Below are 21,908 nucleotides of genomic sequence, written 5' to 3'. Positions count from 1 at the left end.
TCTTCGCCACTCACACTTATGCGCCGTAGCTACAGAATCAGCGGCAGCTGGGGCTAGCGGCCTAGCGCGATGGCCGCCGTCGCGATCCAGCCGAGCGCCACGCCCACCGCGGCGCCCCAGACGAACCAACGCCATACGGGGCGGACGCGCCAGCTCCACACTGTCGGCGCCAGGCCACCGACTGCCACCGCGTTCAAGCCCACGGCCAGCAGCGGATGCACCCGGAGCAGCCCGAGGGACAGGACGATGATGGCCGCCGCGGTCAGCGCGGCCACGAATGCCGACACCGTCAGTCCGGTGCCCCAGGGCGTCTGTGACGGCATAGTCATCTGAGCCAACTTAGCCCGCCGCCCTGGCACGTTCGTAGAACGCCAGCGCGGCGGCCGTGGCGACGTTCAGCGAGTCGGTGCCCCGCGACATCGGAATGCGTGCCCGCACCTCGCAGGCCCGCATGGTGTGTTCGGTCAGCCCCGGGCCTTCTGCGCCGACCAGCACCCCGACTTTCTGTCCCGCCAGCGGCCCGAGGGCGTCGGCCAACGGCACGGACCCTTCCCCGGGCGTCATCGCGATCAGGTGAAAGCCGTTGTCCTGCATCAACTTCAGATCGCCCGGCCACGACTGCGCGCGGGCATAGGGCACCAGGAGGGCGTGGCCCATCGATACCCGGACCGCGCGCCGATACAACGGGTCCGCGCAGCCGGCGCCGAACACCACCGCGTCGACGTCGAGCCCCGCGGCGTTGCGGAAGATCGAGCCCAGGTTCTCGTGGTCGTTGACACCCTCGAGTACCGCGACGGTCCGTGCACCCTGCAGTACCTCGGATACCGACAGTTCGCCAGGCCGTGGCGCCGCCGCCAGCACGCCCCGGTTGAGATGGAAGCCGACGACCTCGGCCATCACCTCGGCACTGGCGCGGTAGTACGGCACGCCGCAGCCGGCCAGGTCGTCTGACAGCTCGCGGAGCCGGCGGTCGGTGCCGAGGAACGCGCGCGGGCTGAACCGAGAGGCCAGCATGCGCTGCGCCACCAGCACGCCTTCGGCGATCACCAGGCCCTTGCCGGACGGCAGGTCGGGACGGCGGTCGACGCTGTTGAGGTCACGGAAATCGTCGAGCCGGGGATCGGCGGGGTCGGTGACGTCTTCGACGATCACCTCGCCCGCCACGTCGTCGACCTCCGTTACGGCGCTCACCGGGCTTCGTCGATGATCGCGAACATCAGGTCCGCTGCGGCGAGCAAGGTCGCGCGGTCCTGTGGCTGCAGCTTCTCGAGCCGGCCCTGCAGCCATTCCATGCCCGCCCGGCGCTCCGCTTCGAACAGCTCCTCGCCGGCCGGGGACACCGCGACCAGCACCTGGCGCCGGTCGTCAGGATGCGAACTGCGTTCCACCAGGCCCAGTTCGACCAGTGATGCGATGACGCGCGTCATCGACGGCGGCCGTACCCGCTCCCGGGTGGCCAGCGCGCCCGGCGTCATCGGGCCCTCCTTGGCGAGCGTGGCCAGTGCCGACAACTGCGTCAGGGACACCGGGGAATCAGGACGACGGAACCGCAACTGCCGGGCCAGCCGCACGACGGCCAGCGACAGGTCATTGGCCAAGCGGTCATCGGCGTCCGTCACGAGCAGATAGCGTACCGATCGATCGACTAGCGTTAGAGGAGATGGCCACGCCTACGCACGAACAACCGGCGGCCCCCGAGCCGCCGGCTCTCCCCGACCGCCTGCTCGACCCGGTTCCCGTGATCGTGGTCATCGCAATCGGCTGGCTGCTAGCGGTGTTGTTGGCCTTCACTGTCGCCGCTCTGCACACCTGGCGGCCGGTGACCGTCGCTGGCCTGGGTGTCGGAGTACTCGGCACATCTATATTTCTGTGGCAACGCAGCGCAGCCCGTCGCGGCGCTCGAGGTGCCCAACGCGGCCTGCGCTGACCTAGAACGTCTCACAAGGGAGAGTCCGATGGCTGGAGAAGCACCTCTGCTGCAGGCAGACATCACCATCAACGCGCCGGCGGCCAAGGTCTGGGCCTTGATCTCCGACCTCGACAGCATGCCCAAGTGGAGCCCGCAGTGCCGGGCGATGAAGGCGCTCGGTGCCGTCAAGGTCGGTACCAAGACCGTCAACCTCAACCGGCGCGGCGCGTTGTTCTGGCCGACGACCGCGACCATCACCGCCCTCGACCCGCAGAAGAAGCTGTCGTTCCGGGTCAACTCCAATAACACCGAGTGGACCTATGATCTGGAGCCTGCCGGCACCGGCACCAAGGTGACCATCAGCCGCCACGCGGAAAACGGCGTCAAGCCCATCTCGGGCGCACTTATCGACCGTTTCATGGGTGGTGTGCCCACGTTCGAGCAGGAGCTGGTCGACGGCATGAACACGTCGCTCAGCCGGATCAAGTCCGCGGCCGAGGGCGTTTAGCCGAGGTCGAGCACGCCGTCGTCGAAGGGTTCGAAGGCCGGTGAGCCGATGGGCTCCGCCGGCGGCGTGTCCGAGTGGGCGCCACAGCCGTACTCCGCCGACACCACGCGTCCGTCGGCGGACAGCTCGTTGGCGCAGACGCCGAACACCAGGCCGAGCGAGCCCGACAACGGTACGTAGAAACCACATCCGCGGCAGGTCCGACGGGTGGCGCGAGCCATGGCGGCGTTCGGGCCGAAGTCGCCGTCCTGCCAGCGCTGCGCGGCATCCGTCCGGCCCCAGTCGCTGAGCACCTGCTTGCGCCCGAAGCCGACCTCAGCAGCAACCTCGTCAAGCTCGGGATCGCCGGATGCCAGGTAACCAGGCACCAGGCGCGGATCGTTCGGAGGCGGAGCCAGCAGATCACCCGGGCTCAGGTCACCCGGCTGTACGCGCTCATTCCACGGCACCCACTCCGGGGCCAGCAGCGCGTCCGGGCCCGGCACCAGGACGACTTCACTGACGGTGGTGTGGTCGGCGCCCGGATAGGTCGCCAGCACCACTGCCCACTGCCAGCCGTGGTAGCCGGACATCGAGGCGAGGAACCGATGGGTCACCGAAGCCGGATCATCGAAGCTGGCGCCCAGGTAATCACCGACGACGCCCTCACCGCTGAATTCGATGATCGCGGCGCGGGCCTGGTCGACAGCGCCCATCAGGATCGGGGTCAGGTCGGGCAGGTCGGCCTGTTCGACAACCGCCTCAGCCTCGGGGGCTGCTTCGGTCGCCGGCGCTTCCTCGGTCTCCACAGCCGGAGCCTCGCGGGCCGGGGACTCGTCGGCGACGGCCTGTTGCGGCTCGTCGACGACGTCCGCGACCTCGGCGGATTCCGCGGCCTCAGCAGGGGGCGCGACGGCCTGCGCGGATTCCCCGCCGGCTTCAGGGGTCGGCACCTCGACCGGCGCCTCGGTCGGCGTCGACGCGTCCGGCGTCACGGCGGCCGATTCGGTGTCATTGGGCGTGTCCATCGCGATCAATACTGCCTGACCACCCAGGACAAGGCCACACCGCCTGCCTGCGCGCCGCTGTCGGCAGCATGGGGAACAATCGTGCCCATGAGTGGACCGCGGGATGCCGGGTGGTCGGGGGATCCCCGCTACTACCCGCCGCGCCCACCGCGCCGACCCGACGAAGAGCATCCCGGCATGGCAAACTACCCGAGCGATCCTGGCCATTCCCGCCGCCGGCCACCACCGCGGGGCTCGTCGTCGCACAGTGACAACCGGTGGCTGCCGCCGCTCGACGACGACCACCACGACGGCCACGACGACGGCCACGACCGGGATTACGACCGTGGCTTCGACGGCCGGCGTGACGACCGGCGCCGCGACCGTGACGACCGGCGGTCCCACGCCAACGGCGAGAAGATCACCGTCACCCGCGCCGCCGCGCAGCGCAGCCGTGAGATGGGCACCAAGGTCTACGGCTTCGTGCACCGCGCTGCCACCGCCGACGGCGCCGACAAATCCGGCCTGACGGCCCTGACCTGGCCCGTCGTCGCCAACAACGCGCTCGACGCAGCCATGGGCGTCGCGCTGGCCAACACCTTGTTCTTCGCGGCGGCCTCCGGCGAGTCCAAGAGCAAGGTGGCCTTGTACCTACTGATCACCATCGCGCCGTTCGCGGTGATCGCCCCCCTGATCGGGCCGGCGCTGGACCGCGTGCAGCACGGTCGCCGGGTCGCCCTGGCGGTGTCGTTCGCGCTGCGCGTCGTGCTCGCGCTCGTGCTGATCGGCAACTACGACGGCGCGACCGGGAGCTATCCGCCCTGGGTGCTGTACCCGTGCGCGCTGGGCATGATGGTGCTGTCCAAGTCGTTCAGCGTGCTGCGCAGTGCGGTGACGCCACGGGTGCTGCCGCCGACCATCGACCTGGTCCGGGTCAATTCCCGGCTCACCATGTTCGGATTGTTGGGCGGCACCGGTCTCGGTGGTGGCCTCGCCGCCGCTTTCGAGTACACCTTCGGGCTGATGCATCTGCCGGGCGCGCTCTACGTCGTCGCGGTCGTGGCCGTCGCGGGCGCTGTCCTGACCATGCGCATCCCCAAATGGGTCGAGGTCACCGAGGGCGAGGTGCCGGCGACACTGTCGTACCACGCGCCGACCGAGCAGCTCCGGCACCCGCATCACGACAAGTCCCCGCGACAGCCGTTGGGCCGCAACATCATCACGTCACTGTGGGGCAACTGCACCATCAAGGTCCTGGTCGGGTTCCTGTTCCTGTATCCGGCGTTCGTCGCCAAGTCGCACGACGCGAGTGGCTGGGAGCAGCTGAAGATTCTCGGGCTCATCGGCGCTGCCGCGGGCATCGGTAACTTCGCCGGCAACATCGCCAGTGCCCGGCTCAAGCTGGGGCAGCCCGCAAAGCTGGTCGTGCGCGCGACCATCATCGTCACCGCTGCCGCCATCGCCGCCGCCCTGGCCGGCAACCTGATAGTGGCCGCGGCGGCAGCGCTGATCACCTCGGCAGCCACGGCGATCTCCAAAGCGTCGCTGGACGCCTCGCTGCAGCACGACCTGCCCGAGGAGTCGCGGGCATCGGCCTTCGGCCGGTCCGAGTCCGTGCTTCAGCTGGCCTGGGTGATCGGCGGCGCCGTCGGTGTGCTGATCTATACCGACCTCTGGGTCGGGTTCACCGCGGTCAGTGCCCTGCTGATCCCCGGTCTGGCCCAGACCCTCGTGAGCTACAACGGAGGCTCACTGATCCCGGGCTTCGGCGGCAACCGGCCCGTACTAGCCGAGCAGGAGGGCCCCTTGCCTGAACGACAGACCGATCCCACAGTGCCCCACGGGATGCGCCAAGGATGGATATGAAACGAGTTCTCGCGCTGTTGGCAGTGGTTGCGGTGCTGTCGGCGACGGCCACCGGGATCCTGGTCTGGCGGCTGACGCGGCACCAGAGTCCCGGCTTCCCCGAAATCAGCGCCTTCACCGATGGCCAGCTCGCCCGGGTGGGGCCCTACCGGTACTGCGACGTGCACCTGAAGGCGTGTGACGTTCCCGCGACCACCGGCGAGCTGCATGTGACGGCGCGCCACCCCATTCAGCTGTCGGTGCCGCAGGCCATCGCACGAGCGCCGTGGGTGCTGCTGCTCGCCTACGAAGACGGCGGCTCCGCGGTCAGCGAGTTCCGGCCGGACAAGCGACTGGCCGTCACCATCCCGACCGTCGACCCGCATCACGGCAAGCTGCTCGGGCTCGCGGTCCAGCTGCCCACTCTGGCAAGGGATTCCGACGGCAACGAGTTCCCGCTACCGCACGCCGAGTGGTCGGTGCGGACCGTCTGGCCCTAGGTGTGCCCGCGAGCCGCTAGGCGCCGTGACCGGCCGGCACCCGCTCGCCATCGCGGACCGGACCGGGCGGCGTACCGTCACCGAAAGGCCTGCCGCCCAACACTTCCCGGCCGTGCGGAGTGAGCCAGCCGGCCAGTTCGGGACCCTTCGGCACGATCTTCGCCGGATTGATGTCCGCGTGCACGATGTAGTAGTGCTGCTTGATCTGCACGAAGTCGACGGTGTCGCCGAAGCCGGGCGTCTGGAACAGGTCCCGGGCGTACGCCCACAGCACCGGCATCTCGGAGAGCTTGGACCGGTTGCATTTGAAATGCCCGTGGTAGACGGGGTCGAACCGGACTAGTGTCGTGAACAGTCGGACGTCCGCCTCGGTGATGACGTCCCCCACGAGATACCTTTGGGCGCTGAGCCTTTCGGTCAACCAGTCCAGCGCGGTGAACAGCCGGTCATACGCGGCGTCGTACGCCTCTTGCGACCCCGCGAAACCGCAGCGGTACACGCCGTTGTTGACCTCGGTATAGACGCGCTGCGCAACCTCGTCGATCTCGGCACGCAGGTGCTCCGGATACAACTGCGGCGCACCGTCGCGATGGTAGGCCGTCCATTCGGTGGACAGGTCCAGCGTCAGCTGCGGGAAGTCGTTGGTCACGACCGCACCGGTGGGCACGTCGACGATCGCCGGCACCGTGATGCCCTTGGGGTAGTTCGGGTCACGCTTGAAGTACGCGTCCTGCAGCCGGGGAATCTTCAGCACCGGGTCGACGCCACCGGGGTCCAGATCGAACGTCCAGCTTCGTTGATCGTGTGTCGGACCGCAAAAGCCAATGGAGAGAACGTCTTCCAGCCCCAGGAGCCGACGGACGATGATGGCGCGATTGGCCCAGGGACAGGCCCTGGCGACGATCAACCGATACCGGCCGGGTTCGACGGGAAAGTCGCCGGCCGCCGCAGGATTCCCCGCTCCGGGCGGGCGCGACGTTATCCGGGTGCCGATGTAGTTCGTGTCGCGGGTGAATTCAGAACCTGAATTGACGTAGGCCACGACCCCAGTCTGCCCGCCCAATGTTGGCTTGCGCACGGGAAATCAGTTCGATTCTCGGACACAAGCCAACGTTCGGCGCAGCGATCAGGCGTCGAGCTCCCGCGCGACGGCCTTGACCACCTCGGACACCTTGCGGGCGGTCTTCTTGTCCGGGTAACGGCCCTTGCGCAGCTCGGACTGCACCACGTCCTCGAGGAGGGTGATCATGTCCGACACCATGCCGTGCAGTTCGTCGGGCGTGTGCTTGTGCTCAGGCGCCGACGCCTCGCGCCGGGTACGCGTCAGGCTCGGCGGCGGGTCGATCAGCTTGAGGCTCAGCGCCTGCGGACCGCGGCGTCCGGCTGCCACGCCGAACTCGACGCGCTGGCCGGCCTTGAGACCGTCAACGCCGGCCGGCAGCGCCGAAGACCGGACGTAGACGTCCTCGCCCTCTTCCTGGGAGAGGAAGCCGAAGCCCTTCTCCGTGTCGTACCACTTAACCCGGCCGCTTGGCACTGGTCTCACCTGCTCGTTCTCAACATACGGTTACATAACGAAAGCGCCCCGCCTACGCAGGACGCGTTGGCTGTTGATTCTACTCGGCCACCGCAGATCGCAGCATCCCCATTACTCGGTAGGCTGAAGGTTCTATTTATAGGAGGTGACATGCGCCTGATCCTGAACATCATCTGGCTGGTTTTCGGCGGCTTCTGGCTGGCGCTTGGGTACTTCCTCGCCGCCCTGATCTGCTTCATTCTCATCGTCACCATCCCGTTCGGCGTCGCCGCAGCCCGCATCGGCGTGTACGCGCTGTGGCCGTTCGGCCAGACGGTCGTCGACAAGCCCGGCCCGCGCCCGGGGGCGTTGGTCGGCAATGTGATCTGGCTGGTGTTGTGCGGCTGGTGGCTGGCGCTCGGCCATATCGCCACCGCCATCGCCCAGGCCATCACCATCGTGGGCATCCCGCTGGCCCTGGCCAACCTCAAGCTGATCCCGGTGTCACTGCTGCCGCTCGGTAAGCAGATCGTGCCGGTCGATCAAACGCACCCCGCTCCGGCCTGGCAGAGATAGCGATGACGCTCACGCCCCTCGGCCTGCCCAGCATCGCCCGGGCCGTCGGTCCGGCGCCCGCGTTCGGACCTCTGATCGACACGTACGGACGGGTGGCGGCCGACCTGCGCGTCTCCCTCACCGACCGCTGCAACCTGCGCTGCACCTACTGCATGCCGGCCGAGGGCCTGGACTGGCTGCCGGGCGCCGACCTCTTGACGCTCGACGAGCTCACCCGGCTGATCCGGGTGGCCGTGACCCGCCTGGGCATCACCGGCATCCGGTTCACCGGAGGTGAACCGCTGCTGTCGCCCCATCTGGAGGACGTCGTCGCCACCGCCGCCGAACTGCAACCGCGTCCGGCGATTGCCGTGACCACCAACGGCATCGGGCTGGCCAAACGCGCGGCGGCGCTGAAACGGGCCGGCCTGAATCGCGTGAACGTCTCGCTGGACACGTTGGATCCGGACCGGTTCGCGGCCATCACCCGGCGCCGCCGACTTCCCGAGGTCCTCGACGGCCTGGCGGCCGCGAAGGACGCCGGACTGAGCCCCGTCAAGGTCAATGCGGTGCTCGACCCGGAAACTGGCCTGGATGACGCCCCGGCGCTGTTGCGCTTCTGCCTCGAGCATGGCTATCAGCTGCGCATCATCGAGCAGATGCCGCTGGATGCGGGGCACCATTGGCAGCGCAGTTCGGTCCTGCAGGCCGACCAGATTCTGGCGGCCCTGCGCCGTGAATTCGCTTTGCTTCCGGATCCGGCACCGCGGGGTTCGGCGCCGGCCGAGCTCTGGCAAGTGCACGACGATGGGACGGTGCTGGGCACCGTCGGTGTCATCGCGTCGGTCTCCGCGGCGTTCTGCGGCACGTGCGACCGCACCCGGCTGACGGCCGACGGTCAGGTGCGCAGCTGTCTGTTCTCACAGCAGGAGACGGACCTGCGGGCTTTGCTGCGAAGTGGTGCCGACGACGACGCGCTGGAGGCCGCCTGGCGAGCCGCGATGTGGGCCAAGCCGGCGGGCCACGGAATAAACGATCCAGGTTTCGTCCAGCCGGCCCGTCCGATGAGTGCGATCGGCGGCTGAGGTTGACCGAATTGCTGGTGACGGTGCGCTATTTCGCCGCCGCGAAGGCCGCAACCGGGATCGAGACCGAAACGTTGCAGCTTCCTGAGGGTGCAACCGTCCACGATCTGGTGAACTCCATTGGTACCCGTGGGGCAGATGTGGCAAAAGTGCTCTCACGCTGCTCGTTTCTGCGCGACGGCGTGGCTGTGCGCGATCTGGACACCGCGATAACACCAGCTGCGACGGTTGACGTGTTACCCCCCTTCGCCGGCGGCTAATTGTGAAATACCTCACATAACGAATGCGTAACGACCTGGCTGCACGCCGCTTGACCGGCGTGAACACCTGGGAAAACGCCGAATCAGCCAGCGCCTTTAAAGTCCTCTCATAATTTGCTGGAGGCCGAAACGCCCAAAATCGGTCGAGGTGACGGGACCCACCTGACCCGATACCGTCATCTCTCAAGCCAGAGCGACCCTTTGGCACCCGCACCTGAAACGCCTAGCTCCATCCATCAGGTGCGGCCGACGACAAACCCGTGGATGGAGGCGGGGGACCCAATCGGTCCACCGAAGAAATACAGGACCAGGAGCCTCGGCTCCTTGGGGTGAAGCCTGCATTGCAGGCCGGGCAACCTCTCCAGCCCGAACCCGACAGCTGACCTCGTAGGCGTTGACGAGAGGACTGCTATACCTATGAGTGGACGCCACCGTAAACCGACCACGTCGAGCGTCAGCGTTGCGAAGATCGCCTTCACCGGCGCCGTTCTGGGTGGTGGCAGCATCGCCCTCGCAGCTCAGGCCTCCGCCGCGACCGACGGCGAATGGGACCAGGTAGCCCGCTGCGAATCCGGCGGCAACTGGGCCATCAACACCGGCAACGGCTACCAGGGCGGGCTGCAGTTCTCGCCCGGCACCTGGAGCGCCCACGGTGGTGGCGAGTACGCCCCGGCCGCGAACATGGCCAGCAAGGACCAGCAGATCGCCGTTGCGGAGCGCGTCCTGGCCAGCCAGGGCCGCGGTGCCTGGCCGGTGTGCGGACACGGCCTCTCTGGCTCCACCCCGCGCAACGCGGTGAGCGCCCCGGTCAAGGCCCCCGCCCCCACGATCGACAACGCCGAGCTCAACGCCCCGGCCGATCCGGCTCCGGTGCAAGACGCCGCCGCTCCGCTGGACGCACCGGCACCGGCTCCTGACGCTCCGACCATCGTCAACGTCGCCAACGACGTCCCCGCCCCCGAGGCGCCGGCCTTGGACGTGCCCGAAGCCCCCGCTCCCGCCCCCGAGGCTCCGGCCCCGGCTCCCGTTGTCGAAGCACCTGCCCCCGAAGCGCCCGCCCCGGCCCCGGCGCCCGTGATCCAGGCCGCCAACTGGGACACCAGCCAGGCCCCCGCCGAGAACGGCACCTGGGCGCTGCACGCCAAGCAGGACCTGCCGGCCGACCCGGCCCCGGTCGTCGACGCGCCGGCTCCGGCAGCTGACGCCCCGGCGCCGGCCCCCGCCCCGGCTGCCCCCGCCGCGCTGCAGACCCCGCCGAACGGCACGCCGCACCTCGCCAGCCCCACCAATCTGCCCCCGGGTTCGACCATGGAGCCGACCGACACGGGCGACAGCGCCAACATGAGCTACCTCAAGCAGCTGTGGCACGCAGTTCAGAACAACGACATCTCCGGCCGTGACGCCCTGCTCGCCGTCGCCTCGACGCGAACCGGCACGCCGGGCGGCGACATCCAGGCCCCGCCGAACGCTCCGGCGCCCGGCCCGGCGCCGGCTGCCGATATCGCACCGGCTCCGGCCAACTGATCCGCAGAAGATAAATCGCCCCGGTCATCGACCGGGGCGATTTTCTTTCCGTTGACCCTGCTTCAGGGGCGCAAAAGTTCGAGTGGGCAGCGCCACTACCGCAGACTCACCAAACCTCGGCGGACGTCAGGCAGAACCGACCCATTCGTCGGTGCCATCCCTGAAGAACTGGTGCTTCCACACAGGCAGCCGCTCTTTGACGGTGTCGACCAGCAGTGCGCAGGTCCGGAAGGCCGCGGCGCGGTGATCGGCCGATACCGCCGCGACGAGGGCGGCGTCCCCGATGTTGAGCACGCCGATCCGGTGGCTGACGGCGATGGCTCGCACACCGTCGGAGGCGGCCGCGACATCGGCGGCAACCTCCGCCAAGACCTCCGCGGCCGACGGGTGCGCCGAGTACTCCAGCCGAGTTACCCCACGGCCGCCGTCGTGATTGCGCACGACGCCGGCGAAGCTCACGACCGCTCCCGCGGCGCTGTGGTCGACCAGCGCCTCGTGGGAGGCGACATCGATCGGCGATTCACTGAGGTCGGCACGCAGCACGATCACCCGACATGGTCCTTTCCACTGAGCTGGTCCAGTGCATGGTCCAGCACCCCCGCCAGCACGCCAAGGCCGTCCTTCACTCCCCCGGATGACCCGGGCAGGTTGACGATCAAGGTCCGGCCGGCCACGCCACACACGCCGCGCGACAGCACCGAAGTCGGGACGTGGGGCAGGCCGGACCGGCGGATCGCGTCGGCCAGCCCCGGGATTTGGTAGTCCAAGACGTCGAGGGTGGCTTGCGGGGTGGCGTCGGTCGGCGAGATGCCGGTGCCCCCTGAAGTGAGGACGACGTCCACGTCGTCAGCGATGGCCCGGCGCAGTTCGGCCCCCACCGGCGTCCCATCGGTGACGACGACCGGCGCGGGCACGTCGAATCCGCGCTCGGCGAGCCAAGCGACAATCAATGGGCCGGTGCGGTCCTCGTAGACACCGGCGGCGGCGCGGGTGGAGGCGATCACGACGCGGGCGGTACGGCTCACGCCCGCTCCCAGAGGCCGGTCTTGCCGCCCTCCTTGCGCAGCACGCGGATGTCGTCGATGCGCGCGGCCGGGTCGACGGCCTTGATCATGTCGTACAGCGTCAGCGCGGCGACACTGACGGCGGTGAGCGCTTCCATCTCGACGCCGGTGCGGTCGGTGGTGCGCACGGTCGCGGTGATCGCGATATCGGCACCCCCGACGTCGAACGCCACCTCGACCTTGGTCAGCGCCAGCTGGTGGCACAGCGGGATCAGGTCACTGGTGCGCTTGGCGGCCATGATGCCCGCCACGCGAGCGGTCGCGAGAGCGTCACCTTTGGGGAGTCCGCCGCTGGTGATGAGGTCGACGACGTCGGCGCGGGTGCGCAGGACGCCCGCCGCGACGGCGGTGCGCCGGGTGGCGTCCTTGGCGGACACGTCCACCATGTGGGCCGCACCCGATTCGTCCAGGTGCGAGAGCTCCACAGCTACTTGTTGACGACGGTGACCGGGTGCGTGTACGGCAGCGTCTCGGCCGGCAGCGGGAATTCCAATTCGCCGAACGGCGACAGCGCGCCGGTACGGTCCGTTGCCAGCTCACTCACGGCGTGGTCGTCGCCAGACACCTCGGGCCAGCCGTTGTCGACGTACTGGTTCTTCTTCTTCTCAGCCACGGAGACATTGTGGCAGGCGCCGCGCCCGCTGGCGAGGCCGGGAGGCTGCTTTACGCTGGTCAGCAATGATCGACGATTCCCCGGGCGTGCCACTGGGCTCCTGGCTGGCCGACATGTCGGACGCGCAGCTGGTGCAGCTGCTGCGCACCCGCCCCGACCTCACCCAGCCGCCGCCGGCGACCCTGTCGGCGCTGGCGGCCCGGGCCCAGTCCCGCCAATCGGTCAAGGCCGCGACCGACGATCTCGACTTCTTGCAGCTGGCGGTGCTGGATGCCTTGCTGACGCTGCAGGCCACCTCCATCGCCGTGCCGACCGGCGCGCTGTTCAAACTGCTGGCCGGCCGCGCCACCAAAAAGATCGTCACCTCGGCACTCGACGAGCTGCGGACCCGCGGGCTGGTGTGGGGCGCCGACGGGGTGCGAGTGGTGTCGGAGGCGGCGTCGGTGTTGCCCTGGTATCCGGGGCAGGTCACGGTCGAAGACCCGGACGGCGCCGGCATCGCCGAGAAGCTGGCCGGCATCGACCCCGCGCAGCGGGAGCTGCTGGAGCGCCTGGCCGACGGATCACCGATCGGCCGGACCCGCGACGCGGCCCCGGGTACGCCGGCCGACCGTCCGGTGCCACAGCTGATCGCGGCCGGGTTGATACGCCGCATCGACGACGAGACGGTGATCCTGCCGCGGCTGGTCGGCCAGGTACTGCGGGGCCAACCGCCGGGGCCGACGACGTTGACGCCGCCGGCACCGTCGACTCCGGTACTGGCGGAGGCCGACGTCGACGCGGCGGCCGCCGGCTCGGCCATCGACTTGCTGCGGGAAGTTGAGTTGGTCCTCGAAACCCTTTCGGCCACACCGGTTCCCGAGTTGCGTAGCGGCGGTCTCGGCGTCCGTGACGCCAAGCGGCTGACCAAGGTCACCGGCATCGACGAGCAGCGGCTGTCGCTGATTCTGGAACTGTGCGCGTCGGCCACGCTGATCGCGTCGGGCATCCCGGACTCCGACGACTACGACGACGGCCCGTACTGGGCACCCACCGTGGCGGCGGACCGGTTCATCGAATCGAGTGCAGCCACTCGCTGGCATCTGCTGGCCACCACCTGGCTCGACCTGCCGTGCCGGCCCGGCCTGGTCGGCAAGCGCGGCCCTGACGGCAAACCCTATGCCGCCCTGACCAATGCGCTGTATTCGTCGGCCGCGCCGCTGGACCGCCGGCTCCTGCTGACGGTGCTCGCCGAGCTGCCGCCGGGTAGCACCATGGACACCGCCACCGCCTCGGCGGCGATGCTGTGGCGCCGGCCGCGCTGGACCGCCCGGCTGCAACCGGAGCCCACGGACGAATTACTCACCGAGGCACACGCTTTGGGCATGGTGGGCCGCGGCGCCATCGCCGGGCCCATCCGGCTGCTGCTGGCGGGCGCGCCCGAGGAAGACGTCACTGCCGCGATGGCCGCGGCGCTGCCCGACCCGATCGATCATTTCCTGCTGCAGGCCGACCTGACGGTCGTCGTCCCCGGGCCGCTGGAGCGCGACCTCGCCGACCAGCTGGCGACGGTGGCCAATATCGAATCTGCCGGCGCGGCAACGGTATACCGCATCAGCGAGCAGTCGATCCGGCGCGCCCTGGACACCGGCCGGACCGCCAGCGAGATCCACACGCTGTTCGCCCGGCATTCCAAAACGCCGGTGCCGCAGGGGCTCACCTACCTGATCGACGACGTGGCCCGCCGGCACGGGCAGTTGCGCGTCGGCATGGCGTCGTCGTTCATCCGGTGCGAGGACCCCGCTCTGCTGGCGCAGGCGCTGGCCTCCCCCACGCTCGAGCAGCTGAGCCTGCGGGCCCTCGCCCCCACCGTCGCGGTGTCCCCCGCCCCGATCGCCGACGTGCTCGCGGGCCTGCGCACCGCGGGCTTCGCCCCCGCCGCCGAGGACTGGTCGGGCACCATCGTCGACCTGCGCCCCCTCGGGGCGCGGGTGTCCACGCCCATTCACCGGCGTACCTTCCGGCACCCGCAGCCGCCCAACGAGAAGACGCTCGGCGCCATCGTCGCCGTCCTCCGCCAGACCGGCCGCGATGGCAACGGGGAGCGACTGGACCCCGCCGCGGCCATCTCGCTGCTGACCGACGCCGCGCTGACCCAGTCATCGGTGGTGATCGGCTACGTCGACGCCGCGGGCGTAGCTACCCAGCGGGTGGTGTCGCCCGTCAACGTCCGCGGCGGCCAGCTGACCGCCTACGACCCGGCCGCCGGGCGGGTCCGCGAATTCGCCATCCACCGCGTGACCTCAGTCGTCGCGCCGGAATAACGCGGGCGCGGTGGTGCTTGTTGTTCTCGGCGCCGAGTGTGCGCACCGACCGAAGGGCCGGATCCCAGGGACGATCACGCTGCACGCCCGGGACAGTCGGCCGAGTCTGGATAATGGACCGGATGGCCTGCGAGCAAGTGATGGAATGGATGGCGCATGACTGACGGACCCCTGATCGTCCAGTCGGACAAAACGGTGCTGCTCGAGGTCGACCACGAGCAGGCCGGGGCGGCGCGGGCCGCGATCGCGCCGTTCGCCGAGCTGGAGCGCGCGCCCGAGCACGTGCACACCTACCGGATCACGCCACTGGCGCTGTGGAACGCGCGCGCCGCGGGCCACGATGCCGAGCAGGTCGTCGACGCGCTGGTGTCGCACTCGCGCTACGCGGTGCCGCAGCCGCTGCTGGTCGACATCGTCGACACCATGGGCCGCTATGGCCGGCTGCAGCTGGTGAAGCACCCGGCGCACGGCCTGACCCTGGTCAGCCTCGACCGCGCGGTGCTCGCCGAGGTGCTGCGCAACAAGAAGATCACCCCGATGCTGGGCGCCCAGATCGACGACGACACCGTCATCGTCCACCCGTCCGAACGCGGCCGCGTCAAGCAGATGCTCCTCAAGATCGGTTGGCCCGCAGAGGATTTGGCGGGTTACGTCAACGGCGAGGCGCATCCGATCGCGTTGGAGCAGGACAGTTGGAAGCTACGCGACTACCAGGAACTGGCCGCTGATTCGTTCTGGGCGGGCGGGTCCGGTGTGGTGGTCCTGCCCTGCGGTGCGGGCAAGACGATGGTCGGTGCGGCCGCCATGGCCAAGGCCGGGGCAACGACGTTGATCCTGGTCACCAACACCGTCGCCGGCCGGCAGTGGAAGCGCGAGCTGATTGCCCGCACCTCGCTGACCGAGGAGGAGATCGGCGAGTACTCGGGCGAGCGCAAGGAGATTCGGCCCATCACCATCGCGACGTATCAGGTGATCACCCGGCGCACCAAGGGCGAATACAAGCACCTGGAGCTGTTCGACAGCCGCGACTGGGGCCTGATCATCTACGACGAGGTGCACCTGCTGCCCGCACCGGTGTTCCGGATGACGGCCGACCTGCAGTCCCGGCGTCGACTTGGCTTGACCGCCACCCTGATTCGCGAGGACGGCCGCGAGGGCGACGTGTTCTCGCTGATCGGGCCGAAGCGGTACGACGCGCCGTGGAAGGACATCGAGGCGCAGGGCTGGATCGCGCCGGCCGAGTGCGTCGAGGTCCGGGTCACCATGACCGAGAACGAGCGTATGACGTACGCGACCGCCGAGCCCGAGGAGCGCTACAAGCTCTGCTCAACGGCGCACACCAAGATCGCCGTGGTGAAGTCGATTCTGGCCCGTCACCCCAACGAACCGACGCTGGTGATCGGCGCGTACCTGGACCAGCTCGAGGAGCTCGGCCGGGAGTTGGACGCCCCGGTGATCCAGGGTTCGACCAAGAACGCCGAACGCGAAGCGCTGTTCGACCAGTTCCGGTCGGGCGAGATCCGCACCCTGGTGGTGTCGAAGGTCGCCAACTTCTCCATCGACCTGCCGGAAGCCTCTGTCGCCGTTCAGGTTTCGGGCACATTCGGGTCGCGCCAGGAGGAGGCCCAGCGCCTGGGCCGGCTGCTGCGTCCGAAAGCCGACGGCGGCGGCGCGGTGTTCTACTCCGTGGTCTCCCGCGACAGCCTCGACGCCGAGTACGCCGCGCACCGCCAGCGCTTCCTGGCCGAGCAGGGTTACGGCTACGTCATCAAAGACGCCGACGACCTGTTGGGACCCGCGATTTAGCGAGTCCCAGCCAGTCAGGTGCGGCCCCGAATCCGAGCCTGACCATCACCGCGCACGCCGAACGCGCGATGACGTTCGTTCCGGCTAACGCGCCGGCTGTTTGACGACGGTCAGCAGCACCACCGAATCGGCCAGCGCCTTCAGACTGTGCCGGGTGGACGGGATGATGATGTGGTCGCCGGCCATCCCGTCCCAGCTGGCCTGTTCGGCGACGAGCCGCACCCGGCCCTGCAGCACCTGAAGCGTGGCTTCGCCGGGGCTCTCGTGTTCGGCCAACTCATTGCCGTCGGCCAGCGCGATCAGCGTCTGCCGCAGGGCGTGCTCGTGGCCGCCGAAGACCGTGTGCGCGCTGCGCCCGCCGCTTCCGTTCCGCGCTGCATCCAGATGCTGGCGGGCCAGCGCGGTCAGCGAGATTTTCTCCATACTTTGACTATCCGCCTCAGCAATGGCCGCGGGAACCCATTGACGGTTTAAATCACGCGCAGCGAATCCCCGTCGCTGGGGAAGCGACGAGCCAGTGCGTCGAGCATCCGCTGCACCTCCAGGAGCCGCCGGCGCAGGGCGAGCAGTGCGTCCGACGGGAGCTCCGACCCCGATTCCCTGGTGCCCTGCCCTCGCCGCGATCGCCGCTCCAACACCGTCATCTGGTCTTCCAGATCGGCGATCTCGTCCAACAGCAGGGCCGCGAACAGGCGCGATTGCGCGAGGTCAGCACGGTGCGCAGGCCGGGGCCGGGTATCGACCCGCGGCCGGCCGCTCACGACGCCGGGGCGCACCGTGCGCCGGGTGGCAGTGGCATGTGAGGGGATCGGCACCGGAACGGCTCGGCGTCCGGATTCACGCATCGTCGGCGACATGGCGCAATGATCACCGAAGTTGCACCTTTGCGCTACCAACCGTTCATCTTCCCGACCGGAATCGGACACCTTCGAGTAAAGGCGCAACAGAGCACGACGGGCCCGTGCACGAGCCTCCGGTCACGCCAGAACTGCTCGACCCACTCGGGCGGCCGCAGCGGCGGCGCGTCGACCAGAAACCCGTCCACGCCGGCTAGTCACTGAGCGCGGGGATGACCTCGCGCTCGAACGCCTCGATGCTCGACCTGTCGTACGCGGCTTCCGGGAAGTACAGGATCGCGTACTCGCACCCCAGATCCTTGATCTTCTGCAGCTTCGAGATCACCTGTTCGGTTGTGCCACAGGCCGAATCGGGCGACGTCAGGTTCTTCACCATGGCGTCGACGGCAGCCTCGTGCGCGACCGTGACCTGACGTTCCCGAACGCGCGCGATCCGCGCGGCGACGTCGGCGTCGGACTCCCCGATCACCACGTTGAAGTTCGCCGAGCGGACAATACCGGCGTAGTCGGTGCCCACCTCGCGGCAATGCTGTTGCAGCACTTCCGATTTGTGCGCGAAACCGTCTGGCTCGGACGTGAAGTTCGTGTACTGCGCGTATTTGGCGGCGATCTTCAGCGTCACCTTCTCACCGCCACCCGCGATCCACAGCGGAATACCGTCTGCCTGCAACGGCTTGGGCTGCACGATGGCACCGTCAACCTGGTAGTGCTTGCCGTCGAAGCTCACCACTCCGTCGCGCCAGGCGGTGCGCATGATCTGCACGCCTTCATCGAGCCGGCCCAGCCGCACACCGGCCGACGGGAAGCCGTAACCGTATGCGCGCCATTCGTGTTCGTACCAGCCGCCGCCGATTCCCATCTGGACCCGGCCACCGGAGATGATGTCGGTGGTCGCTGCGACTTTCGCGAGATACGCCGGGTTGCGGTAGCTGATCGCGGTACACATCTGGCCCAGCTTGATCCGCGAGGTGGTCGCGGCGTAGGCCGCCATCAACGACCACGCCTCGTGCGTGGCCTCCGCGGTCGGCATCGGCACGGTGTGGAAGTGGTCGTAGACCCACAGCGAATCCCACGGGCCGCCGTCGGCATACGCGGCGAGGTCGCGCATCACCTGCCATTGGTCCTGTGGGGCGATCCCCACCAAATCGAGTCGCCAACCTTGCGGGATGAACAGTCCGAAGCGCATGCCCCGACTCTAGGACGGCTCGGCGCACGTGTGCTCGAACCTCGCCGTCAATCGGCGTCGGTGACCACCGGGTGCCGCACTTAGGCTGGAGAACATGGCACCCGAATTGCGCGTCGACCCGCAGAGCCTGACTGCCGCCGCGAGCACCATGACGTCGTGCGGGTCGGCCGTCGGCGATCTCAAGCCGGGAGACCCGCTGAATTCCGCCGCGGGCGGAATGTCCGGGCTGGCCACCGGAGCCGCCTGCCAGCGGGTCGGCCCGCTGCTGACCACCGACTGCCAGAACCTGGGCAAGGCCGTCACCGGGTTCGCCGCTTCCCTGCGTACCGCAGCGAACGCCTACCAGAACACCGACGGCACGGCCGGCGCGGCCATCGGCAAGACGATGCCGGGCCGCTGACCGGCTGTCACGAGCCAGGTGACGCCGCGGGTACCTCAATTGCAGGCGGGCCGGCCGGCGCCGGCGCCGGCGCCGTCGTCGTTGCGGCCGCGGGCTGTCCGTTCGGGGATTCGAGGATAGGGGCCGGCTGCCCTGGAACGGGAGGTACGGCCGTCGGTTGAGACGATTCGGCACCGGGCGCCGACTTCGGTGCGGCGCCGGCCGGGTCTTCCAGCGTCGGCGACTCCATTCCGGCCCCGACGTTTATTCCGGGATTGACGGTGGGCAGCGTCGGAGCAGGGCTCGAGCCTGCGCCGATCCGGTATCGCGTGCTACTCGACGTCAGCACGTTGGCCTTGTTGGGGCTCAACCCAAGGGCGCTGGCAGGCATCCCGTCCGCGGCCATCGCGGGATCGACCCCGACCGTCGCCCGGATACCGCGAGCGTCGAACGCCGCCGGCGGGGGCACCGGAATGATGTTGGCGGGCCAGGAGTAACTGCCCATGGTGCCGTTGACGGGCAGTGGTGGACCTGGCAGCCACGGCAGCACGGGCGGCGCCGGGGGTTGTGCCCCGGCTGGACTCGGAGCCAACACCGCCCCGAGCGCACCGGCGATTGCCAGCGCGACTGCCGTTATCTCTCGGCGTGACAAGATGCTTCACCTCTCAACGACACAGATCAGATCTTGCTCGGGTTGCGGTAGATGGCGAACTCGGGTGCGCCTTGGCAGGCCCGATCATTCCACGAGCCGCAGTTCTCGCAACCGCCGCCCCAGACGGTAAACCAGTGATCCAAATGTGAAAACCCTTGCAAGTAGCTGGCATTCACGAACAGGGCCCATGCGGCGCGGCTGTCCGTCGGCTGAGCACCGACGCGGCCACAGCGCACATCGCGAAGCCTGCAGCACCGACGGGGGCCTTTTACGCTTTCTTGATATCGCCGGTTCGGCCGCCGGGTTGACTTCCCCCTTGGTGGGGTTCATCATTGACCGCGGTCAGCACCTTGCTAGGTGAGGCTCCTACGTGAACACAGGCCACTGATCTGACGACGTCGAGAGACGCCCAAGATCAGGACAGGTCTTCCCGGATTAAGGGATGACCCAAAGTGGCTCCCCGCGAGAGCGGGGTACGTCGCGTAGTGCCGAAGCCCTGACGAGAGGGGTGCTCCGCCGACCTTGCGCGGCGGCCTTTCCCTCCCGTTGCGTGTGGTGCTGCCGTCGATCAGACGCCCCCGCGCGTCGCGGCCGCGAAGGAGGTGACGGACAACCCGATGAGTCCTAGCGATAGTCCTTATCCCCAGCTGAAATCAACGTTGTCCCCGACCCCGCCGCGGCGCGCCGGTCGCTGAATCTGTTTCGCTCGCAACGTATCTGGCCAGGGTCTGCCCAATCTGTGCGCACGGCCCAGTTACGTTGCACAGCAATGCGATTCGGCATGTCTACGTCGTGGCTCACGCTCGTGAGGAGTCCCACGATGACCATCGCCCTGCCCGCCTGCCGCCTCCTCGGCCCGCCCGCCGTGTTCACCGCTGCCCGCGGTGGGCACACCTTCGTGCCGTCAGGCCGGTGACTCCGGTGGCACCCAGCGGCCCGAACGGGGCGCCGTTCACCCCGAATTCGCCCGCTGTCCCTACGATCCGCCTGATCCCGGCGCCCCGGGCGGCGCGGCACACCGAACCCAAGGAGTCCTTGTGAACCAGAGCACCCACCACGACGGCCATGCCGGCACCGGCGGCGCACCGGTGATCCATTTCTCCGAGCTCTTGAAGGCGCCGGTGGTGTCTCGCTCGGGCGAGGCGGTCGGCAAGGTCGAGGACGTTATCGTCCGGCTCGGCGGCGGCGATGAGTACCCCGCGGTGACCGGCCTGGTGGTCGGCGTTGGCGGCCGGCAGGTGTTCGTGTCGGCGGACATCGTACGGTCATTGGCCGAACATCAAGTGGACCTGACCAAGAACAAGGTCGACCTGCGCACGTTCGGACGCCGCGACGGCGAATACCTGCTCAAAGCCGACGTGCTCGATCACCGGTTCATCGACGTGCCCAACGCAGAACTGGTGCGCGCCTACGACATTGAGCTCGAAGACACCGGGGCAGGCTGGGTGCTGGCCCGCCTGGACACGCGGCGGCCCGCGCGGTTCTTCGGGCTGATCAAATCCCCCGGCGGGCACGCCGGCCGGGACTGGAAAGCGTTCGAGCCAATGATCGGGCACGACCAGTCCATGCTGCTGCGCCGTGTTGGAGGCCGGGTGCAGACCCTCAAGCCGGCGCAGATCGCCGACCTGCTCGAAGACGCCACGAAGGCCGAGGGCGGCGAGATTCTGGACCGGGTGCGCTCCAACCCCGAGCTGGAGGCCGACGTGTTCGAGGAGCTCGATCCGGACAAGGCCAGCAAGCTGTTCGACGACATGCCCGACACCGAGGTCGCGGCGGTGCTGGGACGCATGCGCGCCGACGACGCCGCCGACGCCGTGTTCGATCTACGCCAGTCACGACGTCGCGCGGTGCTCGATCTGCTGCCGAGCGCCCAGCGCACCAAGGTGATCACCCTCATGGGGTTCAACCCCGATTCCGCCGGCGGGTTGATGAACATCGATATCGCCACGTGCGCGGCGGACAGCACTGCCGCACAGGCGCTGTCGGTGATCGCCCAGGCGCGGACCCTGCAGCCCGAAGCACTGTTGAAAATGCACGTGCTGGGCAGCGACGACCGGCTCGCGGGCGTGGTTTCGGTGATCGCGTTACTGCAGGCCGACCCCGCCAACAGCGTCACCGAACTGATGGACACCGACCCGGTCCGGGTCTCCCCCGATGCCGACCTCACCGACATCGCGCTGCTGATGTCCGACTTCAACCTGGCCACCGTGCCGGTGGTCGACGACGGCGACCGGGTGCTGGGCGTCGTGACCTACGACGACGTCCTCGAAGCACTCATCCCCGATGACTGGCGCCGCCGCGAACCCGCACCCCGGCCCATCCGCGACATCGGCACCACGGGCGACGGAGCAGAATGATGA

26 protein-coding genes and 2 riboswitches are annotated in these 21,908 nt (G+C 68.7%); of the genes, 12 read left to right on the top strand and 14 right to left on the bottom strand.

From position 1 onward, the window contains the following. Positions 1-53: 53 nt before the first annotated feature. Genes G6N59_RS19950 through G6N59_RS19940 form a run of 3 tightly spaced genes read right to left on the bottom strand, consistent with a single transcriptional unit; the run spans position 54 to position 1,619 of the window. On the bottom strand, positions 54-323 hold the full coding sequence (locus G6N59_RS19950; protein WP_407665900.1) for a DUF2537 domain-containing protein: 270 nt from the start codon (positions 321-323) through the stop codon (positions 54-56). Positions 324-339: 16 nt separating this feature from the next. Beyond that, entirely contained in the window at positions 340-1,191 is an 852-nt protein-coding gene (locus G6N59_RS19945) for a TrmH family RNA methyltransferase (RefSeq protein ID WP_138228558.1), read from the bottom strand. Further along, the gene (locus G6N59_RS19940) at positions 1,188-1,619 is read right to left on the bottom strand and encodes an Rv0880 family HTH-type transcriptional regulator (protein WP_138228557.1); all 432 of its coding nucleotides are present in this window, start codon (positions 1,617-1,619) and stop codon (positions 1,188-1,190) included. Before G6N59_RS19940 ends, G6N59_RS19945 begins: the two co-directional genes overlap by 4 nt. Before the next feature lie 41 nt (positions 1,620-1,660). Here G6N59_RS19940 and G6N59_RS19935 point away from each other — a divergent pair, with 41 nt between their 5' ends. Both G6N59_RS19935 and G6N59_RS19930 read left to right on the top strand, forming a co-directional pair. Further along, positions 1,661-1,927 (top strand): DUF2530 domain-containing protein, encoded by a 267-nt coding sequence (locus G6N59_RS19935; protein ID WP_138228556.1) that lies wholly within the window; start codon positions 1,661-1,663, stop codon positions 1,925-1,927. Positions 1,928-1,955: 28 nt separating this feature from the next. Further along, a complete protein-coding gene (locus G6N59_RS19930) occupies positions 1,956-2,417 on the top strand; it encodes an SRPBCC family protein (protein ID WP_138228555.1) in 462 nt (153 codons plus the stop codon). On the opposite strand, the gene G6N59_RS19925 is transcribed toward G6N59_RS19930, so the two are convergent. Beyond that, positions 2,414-3,112, bottom strand: coding sequence for a DUF3027 domain-containing protein (locus G6N59_RS19925; RefSeq protein WP_138228628.1), 699 nt, complete (start codon positions 3,110-3,112; stop codon positions 2,414-2,416). The two genes, G6N59_RS19930 and G6N59_RS19925, sit on opposite strands and share 4 nt — an antisense overlap. A gap of 399 nt (positions 3,113-3,511) precedes the next feature. Between G6N59_RS19925 and G6N59_RS19920 the strand changes: the two genes are divergently transcribed. Continuing rightward, entirely contained in the window at positions 3,512-5,269 is a 1,758-nt protein-coding gene (locus G6N59_RS19920; RefSeq protein WP_138228554.1) for an MFS transporter, read from the top strand. Next, positions 5,266-5,748, top strand: coding sequence for a DUF2771 domain-containing protein (locus G6N59_RS19915; RefSeq protein ID WP_138228553.1), 483 nt, complete (start codon positions 5,266-5,268; stop codon positions 5,746-5,748). Before G6N59_RS19920 ends, G6N59_RS19915 begins: the two co-directional genes overlap by 4 nt. A 16-nt stretch (positions 5,749-5,764) precedes the next feature. On the opposite strand, the gene G6N59_RS19910 is transcribed toward G6N59_RS19915, so the two are convergent. Together G6N59_RS19910 and G6N59_RS19905 are read right to left on the bottom strand one after the other, a co-directional pair. Then, positions 5,765-6,790 carry a glutathione S-transferase family protein gene (locus tag G6N59_RS19910; protein ID WP_138228552.1) on the bottom strand — a complete coding sequence of 342 codons (1,026 nt, stop codon included), beginning with the start codon at positions 6,788-6,790 and terminating at the stop codon, positions 5,765-5,767. 84 nt (positions 6,791-6,874) lie between these two features. Then, positions 6,875-7,285, bottom strand: a complete 411-nt coding sequence (locus G6N59_RS19905; RefSeq protein WP_138228627.1) for a cold-shock protein — start codon at positions 7,283-7,285, stop codon at positions 6,875-6,877. Between the two features lie 150 nt (positions 7,286-7,435). Between G6N59_RS19905 and G6N59_RS19900 the strand changes: the two genes are divergently transcribed. From G6N59_RS19900 to G6N59_RS19885, 4 genes are all read left to right on the top strand, one after another. After that, entirely contained in the window at positions 7,436-7,840 is a 405-nt protein-coding gene (locus tag G6N59_RS19900) for a YccF domain-containing protein (protein ID WP_138228551.1), read from the top strand. 2 nt (positions 7,841-7,842) lie between these two features. After that, positions 7,843-8,904: a GTP 3',8-cyclase MoaA gene (moaA, locus tag G6N59_RS19895; protein WP_138228550.1), complete on the top strand. Its 1,062-nt coding sequence runs from the start codon at positions 7,843-7,845 to the stop codon at positions 8,902-8,904. A gap of 2 nt (positions 8,905-8,906) precedes the next feature. Then, positions 8,907-9,164, top strand: coding sequence for a MoaD/ThiS family protein (locus G6N59_RS19890; protein WP_138228549.1), 258 nt, complete (start codon positions 8,907-8,909; stop codon positions 9,162-9,164). Between the two features lie 240 nt (positions 9,165-9,404). Continuing rightward, positions 9,405-9,573: riboswitch (cyclic di-AMP (ydaO/yuaA leader) on the top strand. 8 nt (positions 9,574-9,581) lie between these two features. After that, entirely contained in the window at positions 9,582-10,688 is a 1,107-nt protein-coding gene (locus G6N59_RS19885; protein WP_138228548.1) for a transglycosylase family protein, read from the top strand. 126 nt (positions 10,689-10,814) lie between these two features. Here G6N59_RS19885 and G6N59_RS19880 read toward each other — a convergent pair whose 3' ends face one another. From G6N59_RS19880 to G6N59_RS19865, 4 genes are read right to left on the bottom strand one after another with little or no spacing between them, the layout of a single operon-like run. After that, complete coding sequence (locus G6N59_RS19880; RefSeq protein WP_138228547.1) at positions 10,815-11,237, bottom strand: molybdenum cofactor biosynthesis protein MoaE; 423 nt, start codon at positions 11,235-11,237, stop codon at positions 10,815-10,817. Beyond that, positions 11,234-11,713 (bottom strand): MogA/MoaB family molybdenum cofactor biosynthesis protein, encoded by a 480-nt coding sequence (locus G6N59_RS19875; protein WP_163911523.1) that lies wholly within the window; start codon positions 11,711-11,713, stop codon positions 11,234-11,236. The genes G6N59_RS19880 and G6N59_RS19875 overlap by 4 nt, the downstream gene beginning before the upstream one ends. Further along, positions 11,710-12,138 (bottom strand): cyclic pyranopterin monophosphate synthase MoaC, encoded by a 429-nt coding sequence (gene moaC / locus G6N59_RS19870; RefSeq protein WP_234884061.1) that lies wholly within the window; start codon positions 12,136-12,138, stop codon positions 11,710-11,712. Before moaC ends, G6N59_RS19875 begins: the two co-directional genes overlap by 4 nt. A 41-nt stretch (positions 12,139-12,179) precedes the next feature. Then, positions 12,180-12,365 (bottom strand): hypothetical protein, encoded by a 186-nt coding sequence (locus G6N59_RS19865; RefSeq protein ID WP_142239794.1) that lies wholly within the window; start codon positions 12,363-12,365, stop codon positions 12,180-12,182. A 65-nt stretch (positions 12,366-12,430) separates the two neighbouring features. Here G6N59_RS19865 and G6N59_RS19860 point away from each other — a divergent pair, with 65 nt between their 5' ends. After that, positions 12,431-14,668, top strand: a complete 2,238-nt coding sequence (locus G6N59_RS19860; RefSeq protein WP_138228544.1) for a helicase-associated domain-containing protein — start codon at positions 12,431-12,433, stop codon at positions 14,666-14,668. A gap of 156 nt (positions 14,669-14,824) precedes the next feature. Then, a complete protein-coding gene (locus G6N59_RS19855; protein ID WP_138228543.1) occupies positions 14,825-16,474 on the top strand; it encodes a DNA repair helicase XPB in 1,650 nt (549 codons plus the stop codon). Between the two features lie 84 nt (positions 16,475-16,558). Here G6N59_RS19855 and G6N59_RS19850 read toward each other — a convergent pair whose 3' ends face one another. The 3 genes from G6N59_RS19850 to G6N59_RS19840 form a co-directional block, all read right to left on the bottom strand. Next, a complete protein-coding gene (locus G6N59_RS19850) occupies positions 16,559-16,897 on the bottom strand; it encodes a cupin domain-containing protein (RefSeq protein ID WP_138228542.1) in 339 nt (112 codons plus the stop codon). A gap of 47 nt (positions 16,898-16,944) precedes the next feature. Beyond that, a complete protein-coding gene (locus tag G6N59_RS19845) occupies positions 16,945-17,331 on the bottom strand; it encodes a hypothetical protein (protein WP_138228541.1) in 387 nt (128 codons plus the stop codon). 193 nt (positions 17,332-17,524) lie between these two features. Continuing rightward, positions 17,525-18,517 carry an LLM class F420-dependent oxidoreductase gene (locus G6N59_RS19840; RefSeq protein ID WP_138228540.1) on the bottom strand — a complete coding sequence of 331 codons (993 nt, stop codon included), beginning with the start codon at positions 18,515-18,517 and terminating at the stop codon, positions 17,525-17,527. 94 nt (positions 18,518-18,611) lie between these two features. Here G6N59_RS19840 and G6N59_RS19835 point away from each other — a divergent pair, with 94 nt between their 5' ends. Further along, the gene (locus G6N59_RS19835) at positions 18,612-18,917 is read left to right on the top strand and encodes a type VII secretion target (RefSeq protein ID WP_138228539.1); all 306 of its coding nucleotides are present in this window, start codon (positions 18,612-18,614) and stop codon (positions 18,915-18,917) included. Between the two features lie 7 nt (positions 18,918-18,924). Here G6N59_RS19835 and G6N59_RS19830 read toward each other — a convergent pair whose 3' ends face one another. Beyond that, positions 18,925-19,548 (bottom strand): hypothetical protein, encoded by a 624-nt coding sequence (locus G6N59_RS19830; protein WP_138228538.1) that lies wholly within the window; start codon positions 19,546-19,548, stop codon positions 18,925-18,927. A gap of 342 nt (positions 19,549-19,890) precedes the next feature. Continuing rightward, positions 19,891-20,063: riboswitch (M-box (ykoK) riboswitch) on the top strand. Between the two features lie 576 nt (positions 20,064-20,639). Between G6N59_RS19830 and G6N59_RS19825 the strand changes: the two genes are divergently transcribed. Next, the gene (locus tag G6N59_RS19825; protein WP_138228625.1) at positions 20,640-21,905 is read left to right on the top strand and encodes a magnesium transporter MgtE N-terminal domain-containing protein; all 1,266 of its coding nucleotides are present in this window, start codon (positions 20,640-20,642) and stop codon (positions 21,903-21,905) included. The last annotated feature ends 3 nt before the right edge of the window (positions 21,906-21,908 follow it).

The sequence above is a fragment of the Mycolicibacterium aubagnense genome, assembly GCF_010730955.1.
Lineage (GTDB): Bacteria > Actinomycetota > Actinomycetes > Mycobacteriales > Mycobacteriaceae > Mycobacterium > Mycobacterium aubagnense.
Note: the sequence above shows the minus strand (reverse complement) of the source record. Positions and strands in the feature narration are given on the sequence as shown.

Coding starts and splice junctions, on each gene's coding strand:
- G6N59_RS19950 (WP_407665900.1), bottom strand. CDS start 323: ATGCCGTCACAGACGCCCTGGGGCACCGGACTGACGGTGTCGGCATTC.
- G6N59_RS19935 (WP_138228556.1), top strand. CDS start 1,661: ATGGCCACGCCTACGCACGAACAACCGGCGGCCCCCGAGCCGCCGGCT.
- G6N59_RS19930 (WP_138228555.1), top strand. CDS start 1,956: ATGGCTGGAGAAGCACCTCTGCTGCAGGCAGACATCACCATCAACGCG.
- G6N59_RS19925 (WP_138228628.1), bottom strand. CDS start 3,112: ATGGGCGCTGTCGACCAGGCCCGCGCCGCGATCATCGAATTCAGCGGT.
- G6N59_RS19920 (WP_138228554.1), top strand. CDS start 3,512: ATGAGTGGACCGCGGGATGCCGGGTGGTCGGGGGATCCCCGCTACTAC.
- G6N59_RS19915 (WP_138228553.1), top strand. CDS start 5,266: ATGAAACGAGTTCTCGCGCTGTTGGCAGTGGTTGCGGTGCTGTCGGCG.
- G6N59_RS19900 (WP_138228551.1), top strand. CDS start 7,436: ATGCGCCTGATCCTGAACATCATCTGGCTGGTTTTCGGCGGCTTCTGG.
- moaA (WP_138228550.1), top strand. CDS start 7,843: ATGACGCTCACGCCCCTCGGCCTGCCCAGCATCGCCCGGGCCGTCGGT.
- G6N59_RS19885 (WP_138228548.1), top strand. CDS start 9,582: ATGAGTGGACGCCACCGTAAACCGACCACGTCGAGCGTCAGCGTTGCG.
- moaC (WP_234884061.1), bottom strand. CDS start 12,138: ATGGTGGACGTGTCCGCCAAGGACGCCACCCGGCGCACCGCCGTCGCG.
- G6N59_RS19860 (WP_138228544.1), top strand. CDS start 12,431: ATGATCGACGATTCCCCGGGCGTGCCACTGGGCTCCTGGCTGGCCGAC.
- G6N59_RS19855 (WP_138228543.1), top strand. CDS start 14,825: ATGACTGACGGACCCCTGATCGTCCAGTCGGACAAAACGGTGCTGCTC.
- G6N59_RS19850 (WP_138228542.1), bottom strand. CDS start 16,897: ATGGAGAAAATCTCGCTGACCGCGCTGGCCCGCCAGCATCTGGATGCA.
- G6N59_RS19845 (WP_138228541.1), bottom strand. CDS start 17,331: ATGTCGCCGACGATGCGTGAATCCGGACGCCGAGCCGTTCCGGTGCCG.
- G6N59_RS19840 (WP_138228540.1), bottom strand. CDS start 18,517: ATGCGCTTCGGACTGTTCATCCCGCAAGGTTGGCGACTCGATTTGGTG.
- G6N59_RS19835 (WP_138228539.1), top strand. CDS start 18,612: ATGGCACCCGAATTGCGCGTCGACCCGCAGAGCCTGACTGCCGCCGCG.